Genomic DNA, 26,257 nt, shown 5'->3' on the forward strand with positions numbered 1-26,257 from the left:
AAAGGTTAGCACAGAGATTTATAGCGTAGTACCTTCATCGTTCTCTCCTGCCAGTAACCGCCATAAGGAACACGCTGACTAAGATGACCGTACAGGTGATGGAGTAGAATGTTTCCTTCGAGCAAAATCCCCGCATGGTTCCACTTATTCGCCTGCACCTGCATGATCACCATGTCTCCCGCGCGCGGAGCACCGCTGAACTCCCGAAAGCCGCATTCATACCAGCAATCCTGGTAAAAATTTTCAGGGTACCGATCCTCCCACCACGGGTAGTCCACCCGATAATCCATCAGTTCAATTCCGTGGGTTTGCCGGAAATAGCTCATTACCAGCCCCCAGCAATCGAAATGCCCCAGCACGAAAGGCCGCCCCAGCAGGGGCAGTTCACCACGGGGCTGGATGGTACGAAGGTCTCCTTCCGGCCAGCTCACAATATGCCAGGGTATGAGGGTTGCATCGCACTGGGCACTGTCCAGTTCGCTTGGCTGGGTGGTGGCGTCAGGATGGCTGTGTACAACCGCTATTACAGTTCCCCAGTCTTCGGCGGCTGCGTAGTCCTCAGGTGACAGGTGAAAATGCTCCTCAGGATTTACGGCCAGATTACGGCAGGCATAATAGCGCTCCACCCGGCTTTTCTGGGCGATCACCCCGCAACATTCGCGAGGATACTCCGCAGCCGCATGAGCCAGGATGGCATCAAGCGTCTTTTGTCGCATGTCAGCTCCTGATAAGAGAGGTTCCCGGGAAACCGCCAAATGGCAGTTCGTTATCAGCACCATGCCGTAACTGGCAGGCGGTCAGCGTCCCATTGCATTCGTCGCGTGAAGGATCGCTTACCGGGTTGTTATTTTTATCGAAGTACAGGGTACCGGCATAATCACACCCATCCCCTGAACGATATTTATTACGGATGCACCATGAACAAAGAGAATGAAGCTGCCGGGTCGGGATCATCAGCCCCTGCAGGTCCATTGGACTTGTCAGAACGAACTCAACCACTTCGTTGGTCTCGCTGCTCTTCGCATCGATATAAAATATCTTCAGCTTTTCCTGGGTCGGATCGGCTGTTGGGTTGCCTTCTGAATAGTTTCTGGCATCCAGGTAATGCGCCAGCGTGTCATGAATCGTCACTTTCGCCTGCAGCATATCGTCGTAAGCCAGGCACAGAGCTGTAATAGAACTGTCCAGGTTAGCGACCGACAGCTTAGGCTTGGCGTTGCCACTACTGGTGGACGCTTCTATTCCGGAAATCTGGCAGGGCCAGGCTTTATATTCCTGACCCTGCCACCAGATGGATTTGGCGGGTAGCCTGGCCTCATCCCCGCCCGCTGCCTCAATTTCCGCTGGCGTATGGGCAATATTATGGGAGTGGAAACGCATAACGTCTGATACGCCAAACCCGGTACCGTCAACTTCAAAGAGACGGACCTCACTACCCGGCTCCAGTTTCTGATAATCACGGTTAAGACTCATGGAGCAAAGGCCTGTTCAAATGTGGCTGAAATGTACATTACGGTTTTTCCCTTCACCACTTTCTGCAGGCTGTCAGCTTCAACACGCCACAGTGCCAGCTCTCCGAACGGAGGCTGAAAAGAGAATGACTTCGTCTTGTGCCGCCTGAGAAAAGCGTAAATCTGCAGCCCTTTCTCCGGTCTGCCGGTAAAGGAATATTCATAGGTTAACGTCTCGTCATTGATTCCCGATCCACTGACCTGCGTGTACCCGTCACCAAACTGGGCTTTCCGGATGGTGTCTTTGCTTTTCGTGGTTGGCTGACTGGCCGACTGAATGGGCCAGGGGAATGTCTCGATAGCCATTAGCGCCTCACGTTGTTCAGATTCCAGATGATTCCGCCAGGTTCGCTTTCCCGGGCGATCCCCTCCCGGATGTATCGGTCAACCACCTGCTGGTAGGCCCTTCCGGCTGCATCACTACTCGCCTGACTTGATGACGAACTCTGTTGAGAAGGGGTAACCGTAACGGGAGCATAAACACTCACCCCCAGGGGCGTGGCGATGCCCTTACCACCTCCCACAAGGCCACCGCTGGCATATCCCCGCATCAGGCTATACAGGTTTCCTACGCCGATCCGGCTGGTAGCCTCTTTGGTGAAGACAAATTCCCCCCGGTGGACAACACCCGCCGGGTCATTTTTGCCGCCATAACCCGTAAATCCGCCAGCAGCAAAACCAAGAGCTGTAGAGGCAGAGTCAACCACACCAACCATCGCCTGCTTCACGAGGATCTGCGCCATCATCGACAGAATGGATTTTGTGAAATCTGACCATTTGCCTTTACCGGTCGTAAGCATGTCGGCCATGCTCTGTCCGATCCCGTCAAACGTGGCGGCGGCCAGCGATTTTACCTGCCCGTAGGCATCATCAGCAGAATCAACATAGTCAGCCCAGGCCGTTTTGGCGCCAGCCTGCCAGTTCTGGCGGAGGGCGTCCTGTTCACCATAGTAATTCCTGAGCGCGTTCAGTTCGTTCTGGTACTGCTGATCCCCTTCATTACCCCCGGCATTTTTCCAGCCCTGCAGCAGCTGCGCTTCCTCAAGGCGACGCTGGGTCTGGCGGCTGCTCATACCCGCACTTTCTGCCAGCGCCCGTGTTTTCTCGCTCATCTGAGTTACGTACTTCTGCGAGGTATCCTGCAGTCGATTGAGGCGCTCCTGGGTAACAATCTGATCCCCAAGACTTGCATTGATTTCCGCCTGGGCGAGCACCTTGTCCTTGCTGGCGAGAAGGGATTTTTCATCATCTGTTAAGTTGCGGGTTTTGGCGGCCTGCTCAAGAACCGTAAATCTGGCCTGCTCTTTCCATAGTTGCTGGCGCTGCTGGCTGATTTTGTCATTGATTACAGAGTGCTGGCGTAATACCTCCAGCTGGGTTTGCAACTCGAGGGTCTGAGCGCTGGTATTGTCGGTAAGTTTCGTCCCGCCCGGCGTCCTGGTTTTCGTTGGCTTCTTAAGCGAGTCCTCATATTCTTTTTTCGCCGCGGCCAGATTGATGTTGTAATCGGCCTGGAGGATCCGCCCCTCTTTTAACGCTTTGTTCAGTTCGTTCTGGCGATCGGTGTACTTCTCCAGAGCCGTCTGCGATTTGCTGTAATTCGCCTGGGCCTGTTGTGCGTACTTGAGGCGATCGGCTTCCAGTCCTGCCTCACGACTGGCGTTTTCCTGGGCGAGTTGAGAATTTCGGGCCTGTTGCTGAGCCATATCCAGCGCCTGGCGGGCTGTCTCACGGTCGTTCCAGAAGCGGGCGCGCGCTTCATCGTTGACATAACGATCGCCCTTTCTCAAATTCCAGATTTCATCTGCCCGCTTGAAGGCTGCTTCTGCCTTGCTCAGCATTTCCTGAGATGTGTCCGGCCTGCCAATATCCAGTGCCGCATCCCACATGGATTTGAACGCATTTTTAAGGGAGTCTGCGGCCGACTCAATTGTCCCCATGTTGTCGCGGATGCTGGCAGTCTGCTTGTTGAACCCGGCGGTTGCTGCCTCGTTTGCCGCCTGCAGTGCCCCTGCTTCATTTCCTGAGCGCTGCAGAGCGGCAACATATTCAACCTGCTCAGCCGTGACATTGTGAAACTGCTGCGCCATCGCCAGCAGCCCTGACGCCGGGTCGTTGACCATGCGTCCAAATGCTTCAGCCACCTTATCGACCGGCAGACCGGATGCATCAGTAAATTTCGCGACCGAGATCGCAAGCTCTTCGAAGTTAGCACCCGCGCGAACGCCGGCATTAACAAGCGCAGTCAGTGCCTGGCTGGTCTGGTTGAAGGTAAGGCCCGCTTTCTCTCCAGCAGCTGCAATGGTCTGCATGCGAACAGCTGTGAGGCCAGCAGTATTGCCGGTCAATGTCAGCGTTTTATTAAATTCAGAGAGCGTGCTTGAACCCTGATAATAGGAATAGAGTAGCGCCGCGGTGCCAGCCGTTAACGCGCCGACACCCAGCATGACAGGTGAGATTGAGCTGGCAAGGCCAACCAGCATGGGTCGAATCCCACCAAACATATCTTTCACCTGCCCGCCCTGCTGAAGCAGGATCAGCCAGGGGTTCTGCCCTCCGGCTAACTGCGTGGCGACATCCGTAAACTGCGCAGGGAGCATGCGCATGGCATTGCTGTATTGCCCGACAGATAATCCCGCTTTTTTTGCCGCTAATTCCTGGCGGGTAAAAGATTTCTGCACCTGAAGAGCAGCGTCGTTTGCAGCCTGGCCGGTGCCTTTGAGTTGCTTATTTACATAATTCACCTGCTCAGTGAATTTGGCCGAATTAACATCAAGGTTAACGACCAGATCACCCACTGACTGTGCCATAGCGCACTCCTCCCAGGCTTTCCGCCACAGACATCATCACATCATCATCCATCGGTAAGGTTTCCGGCTCAGGCGGGTTCAGAAGGCTGAAATTAAGCGGGGTTTGTTCAGTTCCCGGGCATACAACAGACACAACCAGGTGACTGAGCCGGGAGAAATGCGCATCCAGCAAATCGTTTTCAAAATACTGCTTCTGATAATAACGCCCCCACTCAGCCAGCTCAGTCGAAGACATGCCGGCAAGCATTGCGCGCCAGTCCGGGCGCCGGAACTCCCGCGCCAGTTTCATCACAAAACTCAGCTCACCGGCTAACGCTTTTCCGCGCTCAAGTCCTCATCCACAGCTGCGTGGTCTGCGTTTTCCTCACCGCTGGTCAGCTCTGGCTCCTGTACAGGCAGCATGTCAGAGAGTTTTTTAACGAAGTGTTCTCCGGCACCAATCATTGCTGGCGACCATCCGGACAGAACTTCATGGTGCAGAGAATCAACATTCTTTGAGGTGTCTCCCTGCCACAGTGACATCGCGATCAGTCGGGCACCACGCCGGATATTGCTGGCTACCCGTAACGGAAGATAACCCTCTTCCCCTTCGTCTTTTGGCAGCGATTTCTCATCCAGCGCCAGGTATTGCAAATGTTCGATACGTTGCAGCGCGGAAAGCTCAAACAACTCAATGGTGTTGCCGTTAAAGATAAATGGCTCTGATTTCAGAAAACTCATGGGGTGCTCCATTAAAAATGACGGGGCAAGCGCCCCGCCGGTCAGGAAACGGTAACAGTGCAGATCGCGACTTTCAGACCATCGTTCATCATCACGATAATTTCAGCAGTGCCTGCAGCAGCCCCCGTCACGGTCAGTACGTTACCGCTGGCGGTTACAGTCGCTTTAGCCGGATCAGAGGAGGCTACACGGAAGGTTTTATCAGTAGCACCGGAAGGCGTGACCGTAACATTGATTGTGTTTTTGGCGCCGACAGCAACCGCAAGGGTAGACTTGTCGAGCGTTACACCCGTGACGGCCACGGCCGGGGTACGGCTTTCTTCTGCCAGCGATGGCTTGCCGTTGTTACTGATCTTCACGCTGCGGGTAATGACCTCCTTCGCCGGGATGGTTTTACCGAGGCTGCTGACCCAGCCCTTAAAGACGTCGATCGTCCCGTTCGGGTATTTAATTTTGTAGGCGCGCACATCGCCGCTGTAGAACCAGTGCACCAGCGATTGCTGCCCGGATTCACCAGGTTTCCACGCCAGAGTGAAACTGGCCTCACCGGCTGACTTCTCGCCCTGCGCTGTGTTGGCCCAGTCTGCGTTCGGATCGTCAAGGTAGGTGTCGTCATAGGACTCTGCGGTCAGTTCACCTGGTGTCAGGTCTTTGATTTTGGCCGTGCGGGTCCAGTCAGTATCGCTGGCCGGGTTGGCATAGGGATCGCCTGTACCTGTGTAGAGCCAGAACGTTGTGCCTGCCCCTTTTACGGGTTCAAGCGGGCTTGGTGTTGGCATGATTACCTCACATTACGTATGAAATTGAGTATTTGAGATCAGCCGATCCCCACGTAGCCATTTCGTCATCTCGCTGATAGTCATAGCCCTGAGCAGACATGGTTTCAATTAAGGGAAAAAGGCCGGGAAGTGCGTTAAGCTGGGGATAAATTTTGCTTTCCATCCAGGTATCGAGCGCGGTATCCGTTTCGCTCGCTTTCAGGAACACCTCGATATGAAGCGTGGCGCGCCAGATATCTTCGTCGATGGATTCCTCCGTGGACTGGGCGTCAGTGATATAGACGGCGACAGCCGGGAGATCTTCGGACTCAAGTACAGCGGGACGGCCATCAGACCACGTTACAGGGTCAGTAATGCCAGCTTTCAACGCATCCAGAACCGCCAGGCGGATCAGGGGATGTTTCATTTGGTCAGAATTATCCTCAGTTGATTGCGTAAGGCCGCTGAGAGCTCTTTCGGAAGATCCGTTGCCGTCAGGCGGGTACTTTCTTGCTTAAATGCCTCCGTCAGCGGTACCGCCAGAGGAATGCTCACCACCTCGAGCGGGTAGCGGCTTTTCGTCGTTCGTCGCAGGACATGCCAGCGCCCGTTTTTGAGTTGTTGGATGAATCCGCCCGGGAAGCGAAACCGCCCGATGACCAGAACGCTTCGGACACCGGCCTTGTCACGTTTTCGCCGGGAAAGGCGCACGCTGGCCACGCCCAATTTGATCGCCGGGAGATTGCCCCGGTTAACGCGAATGGTGGCCTGCGGTTTGCGTACCGTGGCTTTCTTCAGGCGCGCACGTTGATTGACGAGTTTCCGCTGCACCCGGGTATCCTTCGCAACCTGGCGGGTGCTGCGGGAGATCGCCCGGGTGGCCACACGGTTCACCGCCTGAGAGGATGCCCGCGGCACGGCGGTTTTGCTGATGCTTTCCAGGTTAGCGATCGCCTGTTCGAGCCCTTTAATGGACATAGAACCTCCATTACTCAATCCAGATCTGTGGCTTACCGTTGAACACCTGTTTGCGGGTAACGATGTAGTCCTGGCCCTTCCAGTGAATGGCATCACCTTTGCGCGGCGACACTGCCAGGGAGAACACCACCAGTGATAGACCATCCCCTACCAGCGGCCCCATTTCTGCGACAAACTGGCTTTCTACAGCATCAAAACTGACGCCGTTGATCGTGACCTTATCTGCCATCAGATTGACGGTGGCCGCGTCCATACGGGCCACCATCGCGTCGAAGGGGTTAGCCATTAAGACGAACCGCGACCATAGTGCTATTTGCCGCAGCAGCCTCCCATGCCTTACCTGCAGGGGTAGCACCTGTTGCGTCTATCTGAACTTTGCCATCTTTAAAGTTCAGAGATTTACCCTGAGGAATGTTGTCAGTGGCTAGCTTCGGCAGTACCACTACACCACTGGTGATTCCTGTACCAGTTCCGCCGACTGCAATATCAGCGATAGCGATCGCCAGTACATCACCCACGGCAACTGGCGTGCCACTGGTGATCACCGCCGAACCCGAGTTGGTCAAATCGATAGTGTGACCATCCTGTACGTAATTCTTCATGAGCTCTCCGTATGGCCCCTGCCGGGGCCATGTTGCAGATATAAAAAAAGCCCTTACGGGCCGGTTCAATGTCGGGGGGATTACTTTCCGGATGATTTCGCCAGACCGCGATAATCCAGCGGCGCCACACCAGCATCGATGCGGACTTTCGTCGCAACACCGTCGGTGGTGAAACCTTCCTGCTGGTCGATGTACGGGGCATCAATGCCATTGAGATACGCCACTTCGATGGTATCGGTGCCCTGTGCGGCCGCCAGATACCAGGCCGCCGGGTCGGCGTCATCCAGACGCGCTTCTGCGATCACTTCAGCAAAGTTCTGCAGCGGGTTCACAACGCCGGCATTGATATCAGCCCCTTTCACGCTTGCTGACTTAATGGTCTGGCTGGCTAATGTTTCCAGACCCACCGGCACCAGCATGTAGGCCGGGCGAATATTCAGGGAACGCTCACCTTCTTTCTGCTTGCGCATGTTCTGGCGGGCTTTATCAAGGCTGTCTACGCTGATGGCGCCAGATGACAGGTTGGCATGGTCAGCATGGAAGAGCGCCTTACCATCTGACAGTTTTCCGTTACCAGTCAGCACGGCATAGACCAGGTCACCGATTGTCGCTTTTGCAGCGCGCCCCATCTTCATCGGAACGTCTGTCAGCTGGTTCAGATCATCATTGATGATGGCCTGACGGGTGATGGAGAAGATCTCGCCGTAAGTGGCAAGCGCGATGGTTTCACCCTTATCCTGCGTGGTGATGTACTTATACTCCGCGCCCTCTCGCACCTGACGCAGGGACGGGAAGCCGCCCATGCCGACGCGATGCGCCGTTTTAAAGTCGGACAGCTGGCCTTTTTTAGTCCAGAGCTCAAAGGTCTCTGCCGCTTCTTCCCAGCCCTGCAACAGTGCCTTGTTGGCAACATCGAGCAGGATATTGCCGAAATCAGAGGTGCTGTGCGTCAGCGCAAAACCGACCATCTGCATCGGGTTGTAACTGGACACCCCAATGCCGCGTTCAGTCAGGGACATTCGGGCGTATTCGCGGAGCGTCATACCGTTATAGACGTTGTCACGCTCAACATTTTCATAGCCGGCACGCGCCATCAGCGCCTGGCGGATCCCGTCGCCGACAAAGTTACCGTTCCCCGCGTGAACATGTGGCTGGGTGGTTTTGTTGGAAGGCGTAGCGGCTTTACCCAGCTCAGCCAGCAGCAGGTCTTTTGCCTGTGCTACCGAGCAATCCGGATCAGCAACGCACTTGTTTTGCAGTTCCATGTGCTTGTTGCCGAACATGGCAAAGAGATCACCGATGCCATTCACACGGGCTTTTTGCTCTGCCAGAACCTGAGCGCGAATTTCGCTCTCATTAATTGCAGGAGCAGCTGGCGGCTGTTGGTTCACTGGTTCGCGCTGGGTGGAGTTGCGCGGCGGGGTGATCATGTTACGAATGCTGTTTGGCATCTTTTCAAATTCCTCAATACGTTTCGAATGGATGCAGGCCATTGCCTGCAGTGAAGGTGTCACCTGGTCAGCAAAACCCAGCTCGACACACTCGTTGCCGTTCATCCAGGTTTCATCCTCCAGCATTGCCGCAATTTCTTCGGGGCTTTTGCCCGTCTTTTGCGCGTAGGCCGGGATCAGCACCGACTCCACTTTGTCGAGCAGGTCGGCATAGTCGCGCATGTCATCAGCGTCACCACCAGCAAAACCCCAGGGCTTGTGGATCATCATCATGGTGTTTTCCGGCATGATGACCGGATCTCCTACCATGGCGATTACTGATGCCATTGAGGCAGCCAGACCGTCGATATAAACGGTGATCGCCGCGCCGTGGAATTTCAGGGCATTAAAAATGGCGATACCGTCAAAGACATCGCCACCAGGGGAGTTGATATGCAGTTTGATGTGGGTGACGTCGCCCAGCGCCTTAAGGTTTGCGACGAACTGCTTCGCCGTTACCCCCCAGTAGCCGATCTCGTCGTAGATATAGATCTCAGCTTCGTTTTCCGAACTGGCCTGCATACGGAACCAGCTATTTTTTGCCTGGGCCTTTGGGCGATTCTTTACCCGGTTTTGTTTCCTCGACACTGGTGTCTCCTTTGTCGTTTGCCGGGTCTGTATCGAACACCAGCCCCTGTTTACGGTTTTCATCAATTTCCGCCTTACGGCGGCGTTTCACATCATCCGGATTTGCACCTCGGGCGCGCACCCATTCACTTTCGGTTGCCGCACCACCACGGAGCAGAATTTTCCATGCATTCGCCTCTTTGACTGGGTCAATCCATGGCATAATGGGGCCGGAGAACACAGCACTGTAAAGCGTGGCTTTATCTACATTTGGCGGGACCGTGATCTCGCCAGAAGCGATCGCCATCTTGAGCCAGGCCCGGTACATCGGCCGGGTGATCGCCGCGATGAATGCGTCCTGCAGGATGAAATAGCCTTCGGTTGACTCCACCAGCTCCTGGCGCTGCGCGCTGTATGTCCCGTCATAGTTGCGGGCAATACTGGAGAAGCTGCCGCGCGAACCGGCAGCCACAGCGCGGAGTTGTCCGTTGCGGAAAGTTTCAAGGTTGGGGTTTGGTCGGTCTGATTTGATCATCCCGATGTCTTCACCGGGACGGAGATCGTCAAACAGCATGCCGGGTTCAATGTTCAGTTCCCGGGAGCCCTGCGCGCTGTCTTCCGGATACGACTGACCATCACCTTTCTTGATGAACATGCCCAACGCCGCAGCAATGCGGGCAGCGGTCAGTTCGGCGTCCTCGTATTCTTTCAGCGCCGAAAGTCGCATCAGCACTCCGGCAAGCAGCGAATTACCTCTGATTTGATGCAGGCGCCGCATGAATTTCAGGTGAAGCATGTTCTCCGCCTGAATATCTTTTGTGTCACCCTGGCGCATACCTTCTGCCGGCAGGTTTTTGTAGACCATGTATCTGGTCGGACGGCCCCAGTCGTTGAGGTAAATTCCCTGGCATAACTTCTGCCCCGTCTCTGTCCGCTCCATCGGCACAAAGTCGGGTTCCAGTGCCTCAATCCAGAACGGAATTTCCGCCACAGGCGCCAGGCCATTACCTGTGCCGCTGACCAGCTGCGCGAACACCTCTCCGTCACGTAACCAGGTCCGGCACATCAGACGCTCAAGTACTGGCCGGGTAAACTGGCCGGTAACATCCGGAGAAACGGACCATTCCGCCCATTTGGTACGGATCTGCTTGGCAACGTCTGCGGCAATCTCGCCATTTTTCATCAGGGGTTGTGGTTCAACGATGATGCCTTTCGCCCCCACGATGCGCTCTTCGAGTTTATCAAGGATGCCGATCACCAGATCGTGGTTACAGTCGAGCCACCGGGCCTGCTCGCGCAGTGAGCGCCCGCCAAATTGCGTCAGCTGATTCGCTGAGCGGTTCTCACGTTTTGCCCGGTGCGTCCGGGTAGGAATAACAGCCTCGTATGCCTGGATCATCAGGCGAGACTTAAGGCGCTCTGCTTTCCAGCCCGGAGAAAAGACGCCAATCAGATTATCCAGGGCGCTCATCGCGGGAACCTCGCCAGTTTAAAGGAGCCACCCCTGCCGGTTGCGGCAGCCACGGCAGCAGCCTCTTTTCTTTCCCATTCCTGACGGCCTTTTCGTATCTCGCTCAGGTTCTCCATGGTCATCTGCTGACCGTTAAACGTAATGGACTTACCCTGCAGGATCGCCATTTCCGCTTCGGTATAGCGGCGAACCATGTCCTGAATATCATTGAGATTCACACCCAGCCTCCTGATGATGATGACCATGCCGATTCACGGGCTGGTTTCGTAGCCTTAGGTTCTGATACTGACGGTTTTGCAACCGGCACCGGTGCCACTGCAGGCGCGTCTGGCGATGGCTCAGCCACCAGATAACTCTCCCGGCGCGCCCACTCAGGGGCATCAGGCCACTTAATCTTTTCGTAACCATGAAGAATGACCAGGGCATGTGCGTAAACCATAAGGTCAAACGCTTCGTTAGCCCCCTTACCAGGCTTCGTCCATTTCCCATCAGCTGATCGCTCCTCATAGGTCAGTTCGTCGTAAAACCACCCTCCCAGCCAGTCAGGGAAATGCACGTAGTTCGGCCCCGGCACATCGCGCCACAGCGCGTTGTTGATCCGGTCTTTCAGTGCGTTGGTCTGGAGAAGGTAGAGAGGGACATCACCGGCGGCCTTCGCGCGCCGGGTAGAACGCCCGGTATTATCCGGGTAGGTTTTGGTAATCAGCTTCGCCCGGGTCTGGCTGTCACCCTTGAACAGCCAGACTTTGCGCTGCAGACCGTCACGGCGACAGCGCCGCCAGAACTCATAGGCATTGTCGGTAACGCCATCTTCACCACCGGAGTCGACGGCCATGGCCAGCAGACCCATTCGCTTGCCCGGCTCGCCATCAAGCGCCCAGGTTTTCTCCAGTACATCGGTACGCAGAAGATCCCAGTCTTCCGGATAGCTGGCAGGATCGATGTGGTAGCTTTCGCCGTCAGGCGTGGTGCGCATCGACTGCATGATGTTGTACCGATCAACCACCCACCGCTCGCCGTGGGCGCCATAGCCAATGACCTGCACCACGAATCGCCGGTTTTTACCACCCTGAACATCGACGGTCGCCACCAGGAAGTTGACGCCAGCAGGCACGCGCCGCCGTTCAACCGGTTCTGCGCGCTGCAGCAGTTCGTCACCTTTGCGTTGCTCAATGCTGGAGCGCGGGAGATACGGCAGCCCCCAGTCGGTGTTGATAACCGTCTTCAGCGTTTCTTCGCTGCCGGTCGCCTCGTATTCCTGTTCAGCGGTCAGCAGTTTGTAAACCAGTTGGGCCCATGTCTGATATGCAGCTGCCGGGCCTTCCATCCAGAACGACGCGATACGCGACCGCCGCCCGGATCCCGTTATTGTTCCGCTGCTGTCGATCTGCTGATCTTCACGCAGCCAGACACCTTTCATATTCAGGGCGCGTTTCTGACCCGCGGTGATCACTGCGGAGCAGGAAGGGCAATGAATACAGGCCGCTTCGCTGGCTTTTACCGGATCGCTGATTTCCCGGTAACCAGTCATCGCCGTCATCTCAGGCTGGAAATACTCACCGCAATGCGGACAAGGCCAGTACCAGCGGCGTCGGTCGCCGCGGTTGTACAGAGAAAGAATACCGGTTGTCGGCGGGGCTTCATGCGCTGAACTCCGGCGCCACTTTGTATCGCGGATGTCCCGGCCTGGTGAACTCTCCACCAGCGTCATGCCGGACGACATAAACGTGGTGGTACGCTTGGAGGCCAGAGAGAATGCATCACCTTCCCCGTCGATATCCTCCGGAAAGCGGTCGTAATCTGTCAGGGCGACGCACTTGTAATCCGACGAGGACATGATATTGACCGACGGCCAGCCTATTTTGAGATAGTTACCGGCCCTGAAAGTCCTGTCGTAAACGTTGTTATCGTTCCTGCGGGGGCTGAGGCGGGTTGCCACTTCAGGACTACAACGGAACGTGCGATCCAGTCGTTTCTTCGAGTGCTCGCGGGCCTTTTCCTCTGTCATCTGAATGATCAGCATGTCAGACGGGTCGCAGACCACGTTATAAACTACCCACCCGTCAATAAGGCCAATCGTCTTCCCCGTTCGCGCCGGGCCGACAAACACCACTGCGTCATACTCGCGCGACGCCAGGCAGTTCATTGGCTCGAGTACATACGGAGCCAGGTTCGGATCCCAGGGTACGGAGTTACCGGCGCCCATTGGCACACGCATAAATTTACTGACTGCATCGGCCACCAGCATGCGGCGTGGGGCACGAAGTATTCCAGGGATATCCTTTCGGATCCCCCGGGCAGATGCCCGCTTCGCCATCAGTCCTCCTCTGGCTCGTCCTCCTCCGGTTCTGCGTCCAGAACGCGCTGCGCAATCTGGTCGCGAAGGTCATCAATAACACTCTGCACGCGACTGATAGCTGCGGGGCTCATGGCGCAGTCACGCTCCAGAATGTCCGGCAACGTTTCCAGCACCTGCACCACAGCTTTTGCCATGACTGAAAATTCACGGGCCACCTCATCAGCCGGGATTAACTGGCCGGTATCCTGCTCGAATTTGAGCCTCTCGTTTTCCGCTTTCCAGTGGGCGAGCCTGTCCGAAGGCGTCATATCTTCGGCGCTGGACGCGACGACGGGTGCCATCAACTCGGTCAGCACATCGGTGATGAGATAAAGTTTGAGTTTGTTGTTGCTGCCCAGTGCAGGCTCGACTTGCTTAAGCCTGGCGGCAACGGTCTGGCGATGAACGCCGGTGATTCCTGCCAGCTGATTGATGTTCAGCTTCAGGGTGGAGAGCTCCTGGTCCATGATGGTGAACACTTTTTGAACAATTCGACATCATTGCAAAACGGCACTGATAAAAATCATACAGTTATGCACATGATGATGATGACCCTAGATCACGAAAACTAGCCGTTTTCCGCGTGCCCGCCGCCTCGTGGCAGGCCGCCCTCCGGGAGGACCCGTCAAAATGAGAATGAATATCAGTTGCATTAATGAAGAGGTGGGCTGACCAGTCGGGGCCGGGCGGCCGTCTGCCTGACCCTTTCAGAATCCAAGCCTGACTCGGCCTTCGGCATCGTTGGGGTTAGTGGTGATCCACGCAGTACCAGCCAGGGCGTTATCATCCGTCCCGTCCTTCTGGCTGCTGGTCAGCTTGCCATCCTTCGTAAGCCATAAGCGAGCGCCACGCTGCCACGTCTCACTTGCAACCTTCGGCAATACAAACACACCGGTCATCATCAACTCACCGTCAGAGTCCACCGCAACATCATGCTGGGCTATGCCGATAATCGCACCGACAATGACCGGCTGGCCCGACAACACGGCCTTTGCTGTCCCGTTGTGCCAGTCCATCGTATTGCCGTCCTGGTAGTAATTCTTTGCCATTTTGATTTACCTGTAAGAGTGCATAAAAAAGCCCCGACACGGCGAGGCTTGTTTTTATCCTCTTTAGAGGTTATTTAAAGAATATCCGCTAAAGCCATTAAGATGGGTTTACTTCATGGAGGCGGCTGAGTGAAAGGCAAGCTGTTTATTTTTTATCCTTGAAATAATAACCTATAATAAAACCTAGCGAAGTGCCGAGCGCCCCAATCATTATAGATAATATCTTCTCAAGCTCTAACAAGTGTATTTCACTTGCTCCGGTGGTAATTCCCGCCAACTTAAGTTTGATACCCCAATTTATTGCAGACCAATTGTAAAGCCAAACAAATAAACAAGAGAATATCAACATACCAAAAAAGCCAAGCAAAAAAGATAGAGTTAAGGTATTTCTCGTTTTCCCATCTTTCAAAAGTTGCTGTTGAGCATCTATCTCAACTTGATCTAAAGATGATTCATTTTTATTCTTTTCTTTTCTCAAGCGCTTGATATCATTAAGAACACTATCTAAATCATTAGGCATTTTTATCTACCTCTGAGATGCTTGAAAGTAATTTTATTGCATCAATATAGTGTTCCCTGAATGATTCATTATATTCATTATGCAAAGCTAAACATTTTTTCATCTCAGGAACAAGGGTCCATACAAATGTATAAACAGCATTTTCTTCATTTGTTCGCACAGCAGCATCTTTATTACTAACCTCTTCTGCTGCGTCAATTATTTTTTCAAAAAAACCCAAGCTAGCATCAACGAATTCCGAAGTCTTCGCATTATGCTGATTGAGTAGTTTTAAAACTTTTGCAATTTTCTGTATGTTGGTCATGTGAACTCCTCTCACTCACAGATATACATTCTACATATGCAACGAAAGGAATCCTACTGATTCATCATTTGAGTATTAGCAAACCGTCTTAAACAGCATTGTTTACTATCGCTTGCTTGCAAGCCTTTTCTCTATATGAGAGAAGGTGAGCCCGTTTGGTGTACAGTTCGCCTGCACCGATTTGTTATGCGCCAGAACGTCTTTTTTCGTCTGTCGATCCATCACTTCGATGTCGTGCTCTGTAAGCCGAATGACATTGACCCAGTCGCAGCCGGTGTCGATGAGCTCAACCTTTGCGGGTCCAGTTTGCGCGCAGCTCACAATCGACATCATCATCAGGCATATGGCTAACCGTCTGCTGAACATTGCTGGCCTCCTTGGTTACTTCAACGCGACGTTCTGCAGCTGCTTTGGTGGCTGCGGCGTTCTCGTCGGTTCGCTGCTTATCCGCTTTGGCTTCCGCCTTCTCCCGGCCGCCCATGCTGCCCAGGCCAAAAGCGCCCAGCACCACCAGCACAACGGTGACGATAAACGCCAGGATTGCTTTCAGTTTGGTCATAGACTCACCCGTTCCCGCACCCAGCCATAGACGAATGACTCATTAGACGCGCGCTGCTCTGCCAGCTCGAGATATCGCTGACCCTGGCTGCAGTTGATGGCGCGGAGCAATACGATTTCCCCTTCACTGCCGCGTTTCGCCAGGAAGGATTTCAGCGAGCTGATGCTGCGCGGCCCAATCTGGCCGTCGGCGATCAGGTCGGGATAGAACTGCTGCTGGTTGTTGAATACGTTCAACCAGCGCTGGAACCATTTCACCTGTATTGATGGCCCCATGTTCACGCCGGTGTCGCAGAGCTCGGCGGCGATTACCGGGGAGACAGCTGCAACCTGATCGAAGCGTGGGCCATACCAGTAATCAGCCTCGAGGATTTCCAGAGCCTGCTCGCGGGTCAGGTTGTGCATATCACCGGAATAGCCATGAGCGCGAGCTGTCGCCTGGGTAATGCCCCAATTCGTCGGTCCGCCTTTGTCATTCGGGTGATTCACGTAGCCGCCCTCTTTGCCGAGGATGGAGCTGAAAATGTCGTCTTTGGTCACGCCTAACTCCTTTTGCCTGTGATATTCCCCCGGGAGAGGATCATCACAATCAGAAACCCGATATTGACCACCAGCTCTGAGCGGTCGATGTACAGGTAATCACCCACCCAGATACGGATGGGGATAGAGAAGAACGCCAGCGCCAGCAAATATGCCAACGCCGACAAATGCCTTTTATGCTTGCGATCACCACGGTTGAAGCCAGCAATTAGCAGGCCCGTCATTAATGCGACCACCGCATGAAGTTGAAGCAGTACGAATGGAGTCAGAATCATTTCCCCTCCTCAGCCGCCTTCTTCTCAGCGCGCTTCTTGAGGGCAAGAACGATGGTGATCGCCGATGCCGCCGAAACCATGGCGCCGAGAGATTCAGGAATTCCCGCACCGTCGATGCCTGGCACAAAGTTGCCAATGACCTTATTGATTACCCGCGTGGCGGTGGCCGCCCCGAGGATGCCAGAGATGAATGCAGCAACGCCGTACAGGCAACGTTCAAGAATGCTGAGATTGTGGGACGTGAGAACGTAGATAAGCGCCCCGGCCAGCGCCCCAAGGATTACGCCAGCCTCAGTGTTTGCCCAGAATCCGGCAAAGGTGACAGTCGTAACCGCAGCATGCGCCGTGGCGCTGCCGGATAGTGGTTCGGACATATGGTTTCCATATCAGAGGGAGATCAGGCTCTCCGGATGAATTAACGACAAGACGAGTGATGGGGGTTCCGGGAGCTTGAAATAGAAAAGCCCCGGCTGAATGCCGAGGCTTATGATAGTTGGACTGACCTCGCGGATAATTCCAACTTACCGCCGTCCATTGGCGACGAGGCCAGTGGCGCGGGATGTTATAGATAACAGTCAACCGCTAATTAGCTATCAGTGCTCACAAGGGGGGTGGTAATGGCCCACTGATTACTTCTGCTTCACCATTGTCGCAAATGTCATCGCCCTGCGTCAGATGCCAGATGCCTGTGATGGTTTGCCCCGTTTCAAGGTCTTCAGTTTCGCCGTTTGTGTAGCAGGCGACCTGAACCCTGCCGTTGTGCTGTATCCAGTAGTAACCTTCTTGCATATGCACCACCTAAAGAATCATCAGTTGTCTCATTACATGCCGATAAGAACCAATCTGTAAGACAATCCTTATCACACTACAACACTTTTTGCGTACGCATTAGCATCATTTTGCTTGTCTTGCAATTTTTGAAGCTCTAATATTCACCGACTATTAACCACAGCTTTTTTCTGATATTAAGAAGAATAAAAATGTACGCACAGCGCAAGGAACTTTACTCTCGCTTAGAGGACATGCGTCAATCGAAAGTCATTTGCTTCGTTACCGGCGACAAGCCTGGCATGGAAACACAGATTCATAGCGAAGTTTTCGATTATTTTGTCAACCACTTAGACATAATCGGCGTTGTGCCAAAAATTAGTTTATTCATCTATACGAGAGGCGGAGATACGCTAACCGCTTGGAGTTTGATCAATCTTATTCGCCAATTCTGCGACGAACTTGAAGTGATTATCCCTTCAAAATGTCATAGTGCGGGTACGATCATGTCTCTGGGTGCTAATTCGATTATCATGACGAAGCAAGCCACCTTGGGACCTATTGACCCTAGCATAACCACAGCGTTAAATCCCTCTATTCAGGCTAATGGGCAAGACATCAACCTCCCCGTATCTGTTGAAGATATCAAAGGATATTTGGCACTTGCTACGGACGAACTTAAGATTGCTGATGCAAACTCGCTTTCTCAAGTCTTGCTGTCCTTAAGCGAAAAAGTCCATCCGCTTGTCTTAGGCAAGGTTTACCGCTCAAAAGCACAGATTCAGATGCTTGCAACTAAGCTTTTGTCATATCAAATCAATGATAGTGAGAAAATCAGCAAAATTGTTAACTTCCTATGTAGTGATTCAGGGAGCCATGACTACACTATTAGTCGAAGGGAAGCAGAAAATGAACTGGGCCTTAACATTGAAAAACCAGACGAAGCTCTCTACACATTGATCAAAAGCATCTATGACGACATTAAAGATGATATGAAGTTAGGGGAGCCGTTTATCCCGGCAACATACATAGCCAATGGCGCTCCTGGAAATTACAACTTGCCTCGAGTCTTAGTCGAGGCAAAAGATTCCTGTTCTTACCAATTCCGTACAAACGGATTGGTGAGACTAACTATTGATAACAACCAGCAACCTGTTATCCAGAACAATCTAATGAGCGAAGGGTGGGGTAGATATGATGATTAACACACTAACGAAGGGAGTTGTTTACAAAAACTATACAACCAATAGTTCCGCGCCAGGTTCAGTGAGCTCCAGTTCCGCGAATCAGCCTGGCATTTACTATACGGTTGTTGGCGTTAGTCAAAATACAGGTAGTCAAAGTTCCAACGCTTCAAACATGACAAAACGTCGGTAACGAAGATGAGCGTACTGGGCAAGCTCCCAGTACGCTCGGCAAATCAGTTTGCACATAACATAAAAATGCATCCTTCAACAAACCCCAACGCTGTCTGCAAATTCTTTCGAATAGTTCCGTCCGAGCACTTTCGTTTCTTCGCTATAGCCCGAAGAGATATCCCGATCACAAAATGAGCAACAACCAGTTCATACTCATCAGGCTTATATTTTCTTAAGCGTGCCACGCAACCGTCAATCATAATACCCTCATCATCATCGCATTGAAGGCGAGATTTCTTACCGTAAGGAATCAACCCTTTAAAACCAGCAGCAATTGGTTGCCAGTCGACGCCACTGCTATCAGCAGCTGCCCATGCTCCCCAGCGTTCCATTACTTCATACATATCTCTCATATTCTTTTCCTTAAGCCAGAACGCCGAGCGCGTAGGCCCGGTCCAGCACTCTGATTATCATTGCCGGCTGACTTCCGTGCTTACGCTCGAATTTCACCGGGTCATTATGTAGTTCGGTGTGGTGCTGGCGGCACAGGGGGATCGCGAATATGTCATGTGCCTTTGTTGCCATCCCTCCCTGGCCCCAGCCAATGAGGTGATGTGGATCATCTGACCGCTTGCCGCAGCACTCGCACGGCTGCGTTTTGACCCAAGCCAGATACCTTGCGTTCTCCCAGCGGGTCCGCTTTGGCCGCTTCATGAAGGTCTGTGGGGATTCGGGATCCACCAGCACGCCCACGATTGGCTTAATGGCTGGTGGTGTGGCTGCAGGTCCTGATGGAAGCGCGCGTGCCTTGTCGGCGATGATGCTGGTGGCCGGTACCGACGGCACTATCTCGCTCTCGCGGTAGGTCTCTTTCGCTACTGGCAGGCATAACGCTTCGCGGGCAACCGATTCTGGCAATGCATCAGTAATGCCGACACGTACAGCCCACCAGCACAATTCAGCCAGAGATAGTTCACGGGTTTTGTCGAGCGCCAGCGCCACCCGGGCAATGTCCAGCACCCAGTCGATGACGTTCTGACGCGCCAGCTCCGCCAGCCGTTCGGTGTACTGCTCGCGCAGCCGGTTGTCGCAGTGGCCACAAAGAAGGATCGCGCCGGGCTCGTGCCGCATGGTGGTCAGTTCGTGATAGTGGTAATCGCTGAGCTGGTACTGGCAAGCCCCGCCCCCATGGTGCAGGAGCCAGTATTCAAGGCCAGCCAGCCCACCAGCGGCTTTGATCACCTTTTCGTGGAGGAAGAACGGGCGCAGCGCCGGGTCAACCGCCAGCGGCTGACGTAAATCAGGCACCCGCCCTGTCTCAAAGCTGGTCATGCTGGCGGGCTGGCTCTCAACCAGCACGCGCCCTGAAATGAACATGGACATCAGCTCGCTGCCGGGCTTCAGCAGCACAACGCCCAGCTCCCTGGCGATAACTGGTTTCAGTAAGGCACGCATCAGGCGATCTCCCCGATGATGATTTGCCCTACTTCACCCCAGCGCTTCGTCACGCGAGAATCCCAGATATGGGCGTCATCCGCATAGATGGCATCCATCAGGGCTTTTTCCAGGTTGTCTTTGTCGGGTTTCTGCTTGTGGGGCTTCCCCGCCATTTCCTGCCGCTTCTTCTTGCTCCAGCTCAGTGGCATCGGGAGGATGAACGTAATATGTGCACCGGATTCTGGTAGCTCGACGTCCAGCAGCCGGACGTGATCGCAGAACGCGCGGTACCGGAGAACCTCCGGCCGCTTTTTCCACTTATCAGCGCGTGTCATCCTGGGTTTGCCCATCGGGGTGATGTTGTAGGTCTTCACGATTCCCTCCAGAGCTTTTGCTGGAAGGTTTTATCCTGCCGTGGGGCTCTGTTTGCCTCAGGCAGATAGGCGGTGAGCGTCCAGTGGATGAGATCGAAATCGAGGCTTCGCACAGTTCGCACATCATTGGCGCGATAGCGGGCCTCGAGCTCGTCCACTTCTTTCTCGGTGAGCTGGGTATGAATGAAGCTGGTTTTCTTCATGCCATCACCTGTTCGAGCGCGGGCAAAAAGAAATCGCTGATTCCGGAAGGAACCAGTTTAAGTGCTTGTTTGGAAGGTTTTTGCGCCATGGTATCTCTCCAGTGGCGCAGCAGGTTGTCAGTTGTTCAGGCTGACGAGGTGACTATATCAGAAAGGGATGAGGGGCGGTAACCCGCCTTGACGAGCATCTGGGTGAACATCGATAAATCGCCGATCAGCTCATCAGGAGCCATCGGCCTGCAACTAAATTTATCGCCGTATCGGTAAAACAGTACGCGGTCCTCAGGACCAAATTGATATGACGCCATAACCAGTCCATCGTCACGACGCACCAAATCGTACCAACCCTTTTGCTGTGCCTCACTATCACTCACAAAACCCCCTCACTTTGCTATCCACAAATACTGTCTCCCGGCGGGGAGATGTCCATTCCACAGAGCCAAAATAAAAAATGGCGCAAATTTCCTAATAGGTTCGCCGGAAGAAAAATTCATTTTTCTCTTTAGCACTTTAACCATACAACAAAACACTGTATGTATAAACAGTATTTATTCGTTTCGCTTAAGTATGCACATGAAAAGCATGCCTGCGCAATCCCATTCATCTGATTGATTTAAATAAATTTTTCCGCTACTTCCGTGTAAAAACCGACCTTATTTTTTAACACTTTCACGGTTAAGGTAGTGCTGGGGTAAATACCTGATTAGAAAACCCTCACCCCTTATGGGAGAAGGGTAAAGCTGCTTTTATGGGTATATTACTGGGGTGACACTTTTTGTCAGGTTGATAATTTGTTGCCGGTCGCCGGTTATTAACTGATCGATTTCATAGATCAATATTCTGATATCGATCGGTTATATCGATCAGGTATGTCGGAGGCTGCTCCCCTGTATAACGACGGGCGAGAAAAAGGCCTCCGGAGAGGCCTGTGGTTTGTAACGCTAACTTTTCCCTACTGGCTCGACAGGGTGTGTTGCCAAGGCCCTTTCAACGTCAGCGTATGGAGGCTCAAATTCCCCTGCGGTATTAAATTCTTGTCCAGCCACTGTAACCCTATAAACCTTCAGTGATTTCCAAATCCTCGGGCTATCCCCAATTTTGACGCTCACTGTGTCTAGGTTCGGATTATATTTTATTGGTTCTCCATCGTAATAACCCGCGAGAAAAATCATGTAGTCTTGCATGCTTTACCCCCTTGATTGGACAGGCATTATATCAAGCAGTCACATGTGTTGAACAGAATTCCGGCAGGTTTGCCCGCACCAGCACTTAAGAGAATTGTTTCCTAGTAGAATGAATCATTAGCTGCTTTAGCCTGGGTTTCTATTGCAACCCCTACAAAGCAGTGCGACATACTACACCCAACCCACTCCCTCCAATTTTTACCATCCAGGCAAAATTGCAAAGCATGCTCATTACCTCTAAATCTTACGCCCTCAAAAAGCATGTTAATTCTTTCAACAATCAATCCGTTAGGAGCATTCATCCTTAAAATCAAAACTATTTCGCCAAGGGCACTACGAATGATAATCCTCGATCCAATGCATTCCACATCCCAGTAATCTGAATCAACAAACCATCTATTTTCTTTTATTTTGAGTGATTCTCGTCCAATCGCATCACAAAATACTCCTGACAACCTCACAGGTGAGCCAGGAACTGATGGTGGTTGAACTGTTAGGATTGGGCGGTCATTGACTACGATCAAATGCTGGCAGTCGTAAAAGGACACACCGGCAAAAAACACCTTTATAGGCTCGCTGTGGAAATCAAACATTTCACTTGCGAAACCTTGTTTACGGCATTGTGGATCGGCATTAGCTAACGCTACGGTTTGCGCTGAAAGTCTTCCTCGCGCCCTCTTCTGGTTGCATTGTGAACAAAGCAGAGTCATCCCATTTGGATTATGCTCAGTGGCCTCAACAAAGTCTGGATCGAAATGTTCGTAATCATAAAAACCAAGCCCGCATATCACACAACCGAATCCGCACCTTTGCCTAATTTCTCGTCTCACAGACTCAGGGATATATCGAGAAAGACCATGTTTATTCTTTTCATCCGCCATATTGGTGCGCCCTTTACAATTGCGAGCCTAATCTATCCTTAGTTTTATTGTACTGGGATGGTTGAACAAAAGCCCATCCTAAAGATGGGCTACGATTTATCGAGAGCAAACTAAGTTAACTGTGATTTCGAAGTTAACGGTACAATCATCCTCCGCTCCAGCAACTCGTCGATAGCCTTCGCTGCGTCAGCCATCATGTAGCCAAGGTTACCACCGTCAGAACGCTTTGCCGCTGCTACCAGTTCGTCACGAACGCGGATCAAACGCTCTTCCGTGAGCGGACCGTTGGCCGGGTGAGTGGATGGGTCTTTGGTGAATTTGGTCATGCTGCACACTCCTGTTTAACACCCATGCGCTGGCACGCAGTCTGAAAAATATCTGACTCCTTCTCGATCCCGATGAACGGGCGCCCGAGTTCCTGACAGGCAACGCCGCTGGTACCGCTTCCCATAGTAAAATCGAGCACCACGTCGCCGGGGTTGCTGTAGGTTTCGATGATGTATTTCACCAGCGCCAGTGGCTTCTGCGTCGGGTGGAAATTCCCGGTCTGCTTATCGCTCGAGAAGAACTGAACATCGCGCGGGTACCGCTTTGTCGAATCGTATTCAGTCAGCGTCAGAGCCTTCCCATAGCATTCCGAATTAACGGTCTTCCGCTTACTGGTCTTACGGATATGGCCCTCAGTCATCTGCGGGTTATACGTCGGCTGGCGGCGGTAAAACACCTCGATATTTTCATGCGCGCGCAGAGGCTGCTTTTTAGCGTTCAGGAAGCCTGTAGCGTTACCTTTCTCCCATATCCATTCAGAGCGCCAGTGCCGGAAGTTGCTGGCAACCAGCATGCTGGTAAACGGCTGGGCTGAAAACAGGACAATTGCCGCAGTCGGCTTGGCGATGCGATAGAGCTGCTTCCACATCAGCGGCAAGTCGAGAACCGAATCCCAGCGGCACTGCGTAGTGCCATAGGGAATGTCAGCACAAACCAGATCCACAGAACCGTCAGCAATCGTCGCGAAAATATCGAAACAATCAGCATTGTGCAGAATGATCGACTCAGTCATTCCAGGCCTCCAGCTCATTCAGAATCTCTTCGTCGATTTCGTCGTTGGTGGCCTCTTCATTGAGGTAGCTCAGCGCTTCTTTCCGGTACTGGTTCCGGCGTGTTACATACCAAGCTGAAAACTCTGGCGTCCAACCTGGCTCTTCCCCTTTAAAATCCACTCGGGCGTTACCTTCTGCCATACGTTCGACCATGCAGTGAGCCGTGGTCAGGGCGCATTCACGAATACAACCGCGAAGGTGACGTTTACGCCACCATGGGCTTACTTTCGAATCGCAAAGGCCCTTGAACTCAACTTCCCAGCGGCGGATACAGCGCGCGTTTAGTGATTTGCTCATTTGGTTGCTCCTCGGTGCGTATAACGCTCCATGTCAAATTCGATAACTGCTCGCTGGTCGCGGAAGACGCCACTGCGCCCGTGGCGGATAAGTTGGCCCTGCTCTACAGCAGCCCGAATGTATTTCTCGGCGGTGGTGCGATGCAGGCCGAACATGGCGGCAACTTCGTTGGTCGTTGCGCGGCCATGCGTTTTCACCAACTCGATAATCCAGGCGATGAACAAAGAACGTTCTCTGTGCGTTTTTGGTCTTGGCATGGCGCTATCTCCGGGCCTGACGCAGACACTTTTCCCGGCACTGCGCGAAGCGGGCCACCTCGAGCGAACTGCAGGCGATCGCCATCATGTCGGCGTAGACCGTTGCGGCCCGGCGCCAGAGCCCTTTGCTCTCCAGTTCTTTGGCCTTCGTTTCGGCAGCGAGAATTTTTACCGGATCGCTCTTCTGCTCCATGCACGGCAGCACCTCGTCAGGAATGTCTGCGCCTGGCGCCACGGTGTAGCTGTATTGGGATCCGTTGTGGTTGCGGATAAGCACGCCCTCATCCGTCAGCGCACGCAGGTGCTTTCCTGCGGTGGTGCTTGCCATGTCCAGGGCTTCTGCAACGTCCTTGATGTCGCAGTTCGGCTGGTAGCGAACAAAGATCGCCACCTGGTCTTTCATCGTTAATGGTTTGGTCATTGGTCATCACTCGATTTAGTTGGTTAACCCTGCCGCTTTGCGGCGTTTGTACTCTTCCATCAGCAGCTGCGCCGGAGTTGGCCCTGCCGGGTGCTGCGGTGCTGCAAGCTGGCGGCGTATCGGTGGTACCGAAAGGCCGTTACTGACGTGCTTGCTCCATTTTGTTAATAGCTTCTCTGCCAGTTTTTTGAGTTCCCCCTCTGTCATCTGGCGTTCCACGCCCGTTCTGCGCATCTCAATGCAAATGTGGTACAGCACTGGTTGCGACCACGGATATTTATCGCTGCCTGAGTATCGATATGACTCGTTGCGCCAGCGACGGTACTCCGACATGACACATTCGGACGTCAGGCCGAAGTGGTTAGCGCCGCTCTCTGAAACGAGCGATACAAACTCAGCAAGATCCGGCGGCCATGTGTTTCCAACCGCGCACCGCTCCATGCACTGCTGGCAGACCAGCTTGATTTGCTGTTCATTCATCGAACCGATTTGGGCTATCCAGAGCGCCGAAGGCTCCGCCCCATTCTTCTGCGTCCACCGGTTCGAGAATATTTCCCCCATGACCTGCCACAGGCGCCATGCCGTTTCCGTTGCCATCAAGTCCATGACGGCGGCGCCACTCTGCGTGGGCTGACTGAATCTGCTGAACAGCCCTGGATGCTGTAGGCTCTCCCCGAACTCCTGCATTGTCTTTACCTCCGGTTTCCGGTTGTTTTTTCGATCTCACCAACACGATGTGCCGTGCAAATTTCTGTTCCCACTGAACCTGAGTAAACACCTTGCCCTCTGACTCCCAGTACGAAGCGAACTCAGCGAGCTCTGTGACAAGGTAATCAGGGTCGGGCAAAGCAACTCCCCACGTCGCCGCGCGCTGGCGAAAATCTCTGGACGGCAGCCACGCGCTGGTCATGGTGAATTTACCGATCGGCTCATCCAGCCCTTCGAGATATCTCGGCTTTTGAGGTTCGTCCTGATGAGGCTGAACCAGGCTTTTCTCTTCGCGCTCGCTAAGAGAGGGGGTTATTACTTTCCCTTCCGTATCCGTATCCGTATCCGTCAGTGAGGACTCATTGATAACTCCATGAGGGCTCACTGAGTCCTCACTGATTCCACCTTCGTTTTTTACTTCGGGCTCAGTGAGTGCAAGCGGGGACGGTATTTTTGTGGCTGAGGGGCGATTGATTTTCTGATGCTTGGAAAAGCCCTTGATGCACAGGTAAGCACTACCATTCACTGAATACTCAATGAGTAATCCATGAGTAATCAGCTCGCAGATGAGCGGCTCGCAATCGATACTGTCTGCCGGGAATATCTGCATCTTGATGCGCTTCGGTGATCGTTCCAGGCAGCCCAGGTCATTAGCGAAATTAAACAACCCGATAAACAGCAAGCGGGCTGGAATTGAACACTCCACCACCTTCTCATCTGTCCAGAATTCAGGTTTCACTGTTCTGATACGGGCCATCTATATCCTCGTATTAACCAG

General features: G+C 53.2%; 39 protein-coding genes. 1 reads left to right on the forward strand and 38 read right to left on the reverse strand.

The features are described 5' to 3' along the window. Positions 1-5: 5 nt before the first annotated feature. The 25 genes from ACT3IC_RS00145 to ACT3IC_RS00265 form a co-directional block, all read right to left on the reverse strand. Entirely contained in the window at positions 6-716 is a 711-nt protein-coding gene (locus ACT3IC_RS00145; RefSeq protein ID WP_473475626.1) for a C40 family peptidase, read from the reverse strand. Position 717: 1 nt separating this feature from the next. After that, a complete protein-coding gene (locus ACT3IC_RS00150) occupies positions 718-1,473 on the reverse strand; it encodes a phage minor tail protein L (RefSeq protein ID WP_473475629.1) in 756 nt (251 codons plus the stop codon). Next, on the reverse strand, positions 1,470-1,817 hold the full coding sequence (locus ACT3IC_RS00155; protein ID WP_473475631.1) for a phage tail protein: 348 nt from the start codon (positions 1,815-1,817) through the stop codon (positions 1,470-1,472). The genes ACT3IC_RS00150 and ACT3IC_RS00155 overlap by 4 nt, the downstream gene beginning before the upstream one ends. After that, positions 1,817-4,321, reverse strand: coding sequence for a phage tail tape measure protein (locus ACT3IC_RS00160; protein WP_473475634.1), 2,505 nt, complete (start codon positions 4,319-4,321; stop codon positions 1,817-1,819). The genes ACT3IC_RS00155 and ACT3IC_RS00160 overlap by 1 nt, the downstream gene beginning before the upstream one ends. After that, the gene (locus ACT3IC_RS00165; RefSeq protein WP_473478840.1) at positions 4,302-4,610 is read right to left on the reverse strand and encodes a phage tail assembly protein T; all 309 of its coding nucleotides are present in this window, start codon (positions 4,608-4,610) and stop codon (positions 4,302-4,304) included. The genes ACT3IC_RS00160 and ACT3IC_RS00165 overlap by 20 nt, the downstream gene beginning before the upstream one ends. A 20-nt stretch (positions 4,611-4,630) precedes the next feature. Continuing rightward, positions 4,631-5,041: a phage tail assembly chaperone G gene (gpG, locus tag ACT3IC_RS00170; RefSeq protein ID WP_473475636.1), complete on the reverse strand. Its 411-nt coding sequence runs from the start codon at positions 5,039-5,041 to the stop codon at positions 4,631-4,633. Positions 5,042-5,082: 41 nt separating this feature from the next. Then, positions 5,083-5,820, reverse strand: a complete 738-nt coding sequence (locus tag ACT3IC_RS00175; protein ID WP_473475638.1) for a phage tail protein — start codon at positions 5,818-5,820, stop codon at positions 5,083-5,085. A gap of 7 nt (positions 5,821-5,827) precedes the next feature. Further along, a complete protein-coding gene (gpU, locus tag ACT3IC_RS00180) occupies positions 5,828-6,226 on the reverse strand; it encodes a phage tail terminator protein (protein ID WP_085451828.1) in 399 nt (132 codons plus the stop codon). After that, on the reverse strand, positions 6,223-6,777 hold the full coding sequence (locus tag ACT3IC_RS00185) for a phage tail protein (protein WP_097455164.1): 555 nt from the start codon (positions 6,775-6,777) through the stop codon (positions 6,223-6,225). The genes gpU and ACT3IC_RS00185 overlap by 4 nt, the downstream gene beginning before the upstream one ends. A 10-nt stretch (positions 6,778-6,787) precedes the next feature. Further along, positions 6,788-7,063 carry an ATP-binding protein gene (locus tag ACT3IC_RS00190; protein WP_473475641.1) on the reverse strand — a complete coding sequence of 92 codons (276 nt, stop codon included), beginning with the start codon at positions 7,061-7,063 and terminating at the stop codon, positions 6,788-6,790. Further along, on the reverse strand, positions 7,056-7,379 hold the full coding sequence (locus ACT3IC_RS00195; protein ID WP_473475644.1) for a DUF2190 family protein: 324 nt from the start codon (positions 7,377-7,379) through the stop codon (positions 7,056-7,058). Before ACT3IC_RS00195 ends, ACT3IC_RS00190 begins: the two co-directional genes overlap by 8 nt. Before the next feature lie 80 nt (positions 7,380-7,459). Beyond that, on the reverse strand, positions 7,460-9,391 hold the full coding sequence (locus tag ACT3IC_RS00200) for a ClpP-like prohead protease/major capsid protein fusion protein (RefSeq protein WP_473478843.1): 1,932 nt from the start codon (positions 9,389-9,391) through the stop codon (positions 7,460-7,462). Positions 9,392-9,401: 10 nt separating this feature from the next. After that, positions 9,402-10,907, reverse strand: coding sequence for a phage portal protein (locus ACT3IC_RS00205; RefSeq protein WP_473475646.1), 1,506 nt, complete (start codon positions 10,905-10,907; stop codon positions 9,402-9,404). Continuing rightward, positions 10,904-11,125, reverse strand: coding sequence for a hypothetical protein (locus ACT3IC_RS00210; protein ID WP_139563107.1), 222 nt, complete (start codon positions 11,123-11,125; stop codon positions 10,904-10,906). The genes ACT3IC_RS00205 and ACT3IC_RS00210 overlap by 4 nt, the downstream gene beginning before the upstream one ends. Next, the gene (locus ACT3IC_RS00215) at positions 11,122-13,224 is read right to left on the reverse strand and encodes a phage terminase large subunit family protein (RefSeq protein WP_473475649.1); all 2,103 of its coding nucleotides are present in this window, start codon (positions 13,222-13,224) and stop codon (positions 11,122-11,124) included. Before ACT3IC_RS00215 ends, ACT3IC_RS00210 begins: the two co-directional genes overlap by 4 nt. Beyond that, positions 13,224-13,712 carry a DUF1441 family protein gene (locus ACT3IC_RS00220; RefSeq protein ID WP_307763821.1) on the reverse strand — a complete coding sequence of 163 codons (489 nt, stop codon included), beginning with the start codon at positions 13,710-13,712 and terminating at the stop codon, positions 13,224-13,226. Before ACT3IC_RS00220 ends, ACT3IC_RS00215 begins: the two co-directional genes overlap by 1 nt. 240 nt (positions 13,713-13,952) lie before the next feature. Next, positions 13,953-14,294, reverse strand: coding sequence for a DUF2190 family protein (locus ACT3IC_RS00225; protein WP_473475652.1), 342 nt, complete (start codon positions 14,292-14,294; stop codon positions 13,953-13,955). Positions 14,295-14,439: 145 nt separating this feature from the next. Then, positions 14,440-14,814 carry a hypothetical protein gene (locus ACT3IC_RS00230; protein ID WP_473475655.1) on the reverse strand — a complete coding sequence of 125 codons (375 nt, stop codon included), beginning with the start codon at positions 14,812-14,814 and terminating at the stop codon, positions 14,440-14,442. Further along, complete coding sequence (locus ACT3IC_RS00235) at positions 14,807-15,118, reverse strand: hypothetical protein (protein ID WP_473475657.1); 312 nt, start codon at positions 15,116-15,118, stop codon at positions 14,807-14,809. Before ACT3IC_RS00235 ends, ACT3IC_RS00230 begins: the two co-directional genes overlap by 8 nt. 105 nt (positions 15,119-15,223) lie before the next feature. Then, entirely contained in the window at positions 15,224-15,448 is a 225-nt protein-coding gene (locus ACT3IC_RS00240) for a hypothetical protein (RefSeq protein ID WP_473478845.1), read from the reverse strand. Then, positions 15,405-15,677, reverse strand: a complete 273-nt coding sequence (locus ACT3IC_RS00245; protein ID WP_473475660.1) for a hypothetical protein — start codon at positions 15,675-15,677, stop codon at positions 15,405-15,407. The genes ACT3IC_RS00240 and ACT3IC_RS00245 overlap by 44 nt, the downstream gene beginning before the upstream one ends. Beyond that, entirely contained in the window at positions 15,674-16,216 is a 543-nt protein-coding gene (locus ACT3IC_RS00250) for a glycoside hydrolase family 108 protein (protein ID WP_473475662.1), read from the reverse strand. Before ACT3IC_RS00250 ends, ACT3IC_RS00245 begins: the two co-directional genes overlap by 4 nt. 2 nt (positions 16,217-16,218) lie before the next feature. Beyond that, positions 16,219-16,491 (reverse strand): phage holin family protein, encoded by a 273-nt coding sequence (locus tag ACT3IC_RS00255; protein WP_473475665.1) that lies wholly within the window; start codon positions 16,489-16,491, stop codon positions 16,219-16,221. Beyond that, positions 16,488-16,865 (reverse strand): putative holin, encoded by a 378-nt coding sequence (locus ACT3IC_RS00260; protein WP_103179148.1) that lies wholly within the window; start codon positions 16,863-16,865, stop codon positions 16,488-16,490. Before ACT3IC_RS00260 ends, ACT3IC_RS00255 begins: the two co-directional genes overlap by 4 nt. Before the next feature lie 226 nt (positions 16,866-17,091). Continuing rightward, a complete protein-coding gene (locus ACT3IC_RS00265) occupies positions 17,092-17,280 on the reverse strand; it encodes a hypothetical protein (RefSeq protein ID WP_473475668.1) in 189 nt (62 codons plus the stop codon). Positions 17,281-17,471: 191 nt separating this feature from the next. Between ACT3IC_RS00265 and ACT3IC_RS00270 the strand changes: the two genes are divergently transcribed. Beyond that, positions 17,472-18,464 (forward strand): SDH family Clp fold serine proteinase, encoded by a 993-nt coding sequence (locus ACT3IC_RS00270; RefSeq protein WP_473475670.1) that lies wholly within the window; start codon positions 17,472-17,474, stop codon positions 18,462-18,464. Positions 18,465-18,679: 215 nt separating this feature from the next. On the opposite strand, the gene ACT3IC_RS00275 is transcribed toward ACT3IC_RS00270, so the two are convergent. The 13 genes from ACT3IC_RS00275 to ACT3IC_RS00335 all read right to left on the reverse strand — a co-directional run bounded on the left by ACT3IC_RS00275 (position 18,680) and on the right by ACT3IC_RS00335 (position 26,236). Then, on the reverse strand, positions 18,680-19,030 hold the full coding sequence (locus ACT3IC_RS00275; protein WP_473475673.1) for an antiterminator Q family protein: 351 nt from the start codon (positions 19,028-19,030) through the stop codon (positions 18,680-18,682). A gap of 10 nt (positions 19,031-19,040) precedes the next feature. Next, positions 19,041-20,072: a DUF968 domain-containing protein gene (locus ACT3IC_RS00280; RefSeq protein WP_473475675.1), complete on the reverse strand. Its 1,032-nt coding sequence runs from the start codon at positions 20,070-20,072 to the stop codon at positions 19,041-19,043. Beyond that, entirely contained in the window at positions 20,072-20,428 is a 357-nt protein-coding gene (locus ACT3IC_RS00285) for a RusA family crossover junction endodeoxyribonuclease (RefSeq protein WP_473475679.1), read from the reverse strand. The genes ACT3IC_RS00280 and ACT3IC_RS00285 overlap by 1 nt, the downstream gene beginning before the upstream one ends. Next, positions 20,425-20,631 carry a hypothetical protein gene (locus ACT3IC_RS00290; protein ID WP_473475682.1) on the reverse strand — a complete coding sequence of 69 codons (207 nt, stop codon included), beginning with the start codon at positions 20,629-20,631 and terminating at the stop codon, positions 20,425-20,427. Before ACT3IC_RS00290 ends, ACT3IC_RS00285 begins: the two co-directional genes overlap by 4 nt. Positions 20,632-20,756: 125 nt before the next feature. Further along, positions 20,757-21,005, reverse strand: a complete 249-nt coding sequence (locus ACT3IC_RS00295) for a hypothetical protein (RefSeq protein ID WP_473475684.1) — start codon at positions 21,003-21,005, stop codon at positions 20,757-20,759. 911 nt (positions 21,006-21,916) lie between these two features. Then, positions 21,917-22,696: a hypothetical protein gene (locus ACT3IC_RS00300; protein ID WP_473475687.1), complete on the reverse strand. Its 780-nt coding sequence runs from the start codon at positions 22,694-22,696 to the stop codon at positions 21,917-21,919. A gap of 110 nt (positions 22,697-22,806) precedes the next feature. Then, positions 22,807-23,022: a hypothetical protein gene (locus tag ACT3IC_RS00305; RefSeq protein ID WP_473475690.1), complete on the reverse strand. Its 216-nt coding sequence runs from the start codon at positions 23,020-23,022 to the stop codon at positions 22,807-22,809. Further along, entirely contained in the window at positions 23,019-23,756 is a 738-nt protein-coding gene (locus ACT3IC_RS00310; RefSeq protein WP_473475693.1) for a DNA-methyltransferase, read from the reverse strand. The genes ACT3IC_RS00305 and ACT3IC_RS00310 overlap by 4 nt, the downstream gene beginning before the upstream one ends. Beyond that, positions 23,749-24,093 carry a hypothetical protein gene (locus ACT3IC_RS00315; protein ID WP_473475696.1) on the reverse strand — a complete coding sequence of 115 codons (345 nt, stop codon included), beginning with the start codon at positions 24,091-24,093 and terminating at the stop codon, positions 23,749-23,751. The genes ACT3IC_RS00310 and ACT3IC_RS00315 overlap by 8 nt, the downstream gene beginning before the upstream one ends. After that, the gene (locus ACT3IC_RS00320) at positions 24,090-24,350 is read right to left on the reverse strand and encodes a DUF977 family protein (RefSeq protein ID WP_473475699.1); all 261 of its coding nucleotides are present in this window, start codon (positions 24,348-24,350) and stop codon (positions 24,090-24,092) included. Before ACT3IC_RS00320 ends, ACT3IC_RS00315 begins: the two co-directional genes overlap by 4 nt. A 4-nt stretch (positions 24,351-24,354) precedes the next feature. Further along, positions 24,355-24,771, reverse strand: a complete 417-nt coding sequence (locus ACT3IC_RS00325) for a PerC family transcriptional regulator (protein WP_473475702.1) — start codon at positions 24,769-24,771, stop codon at positions 24,355-24,357. Positions 24,772-24,786: 15 nt separating this feature from the next. After that, positions 24,787-25,332, reverse strand: coding sequence for a replication protein P (locus tag ACT3IC_RS00330; protein WP_473475704.1), 546 nt, complete (start codon positions 25,330-25,332; stop codon positions 24,787-24,789). After that, entirely contained in the window at positions 25,244-26,236 is a 993-nt protein-coding gene (locus tag ACT3IC_RS00335; RefSeq protein ID WP_473475707.1) for a DnaT-like ssDNA-binding domain-containing protein, read from the reverse strand. Before ACT3IC_RS00335 ends, ACT3IC_RS00330 begins: the two co-directional genes overlap by 89 nt. Positions 26,237-26,257: the final 21 nt, after the last annotated feature.

Source organism: Leclercia sp. GHBNCSD (assembly GCF_055805075.1).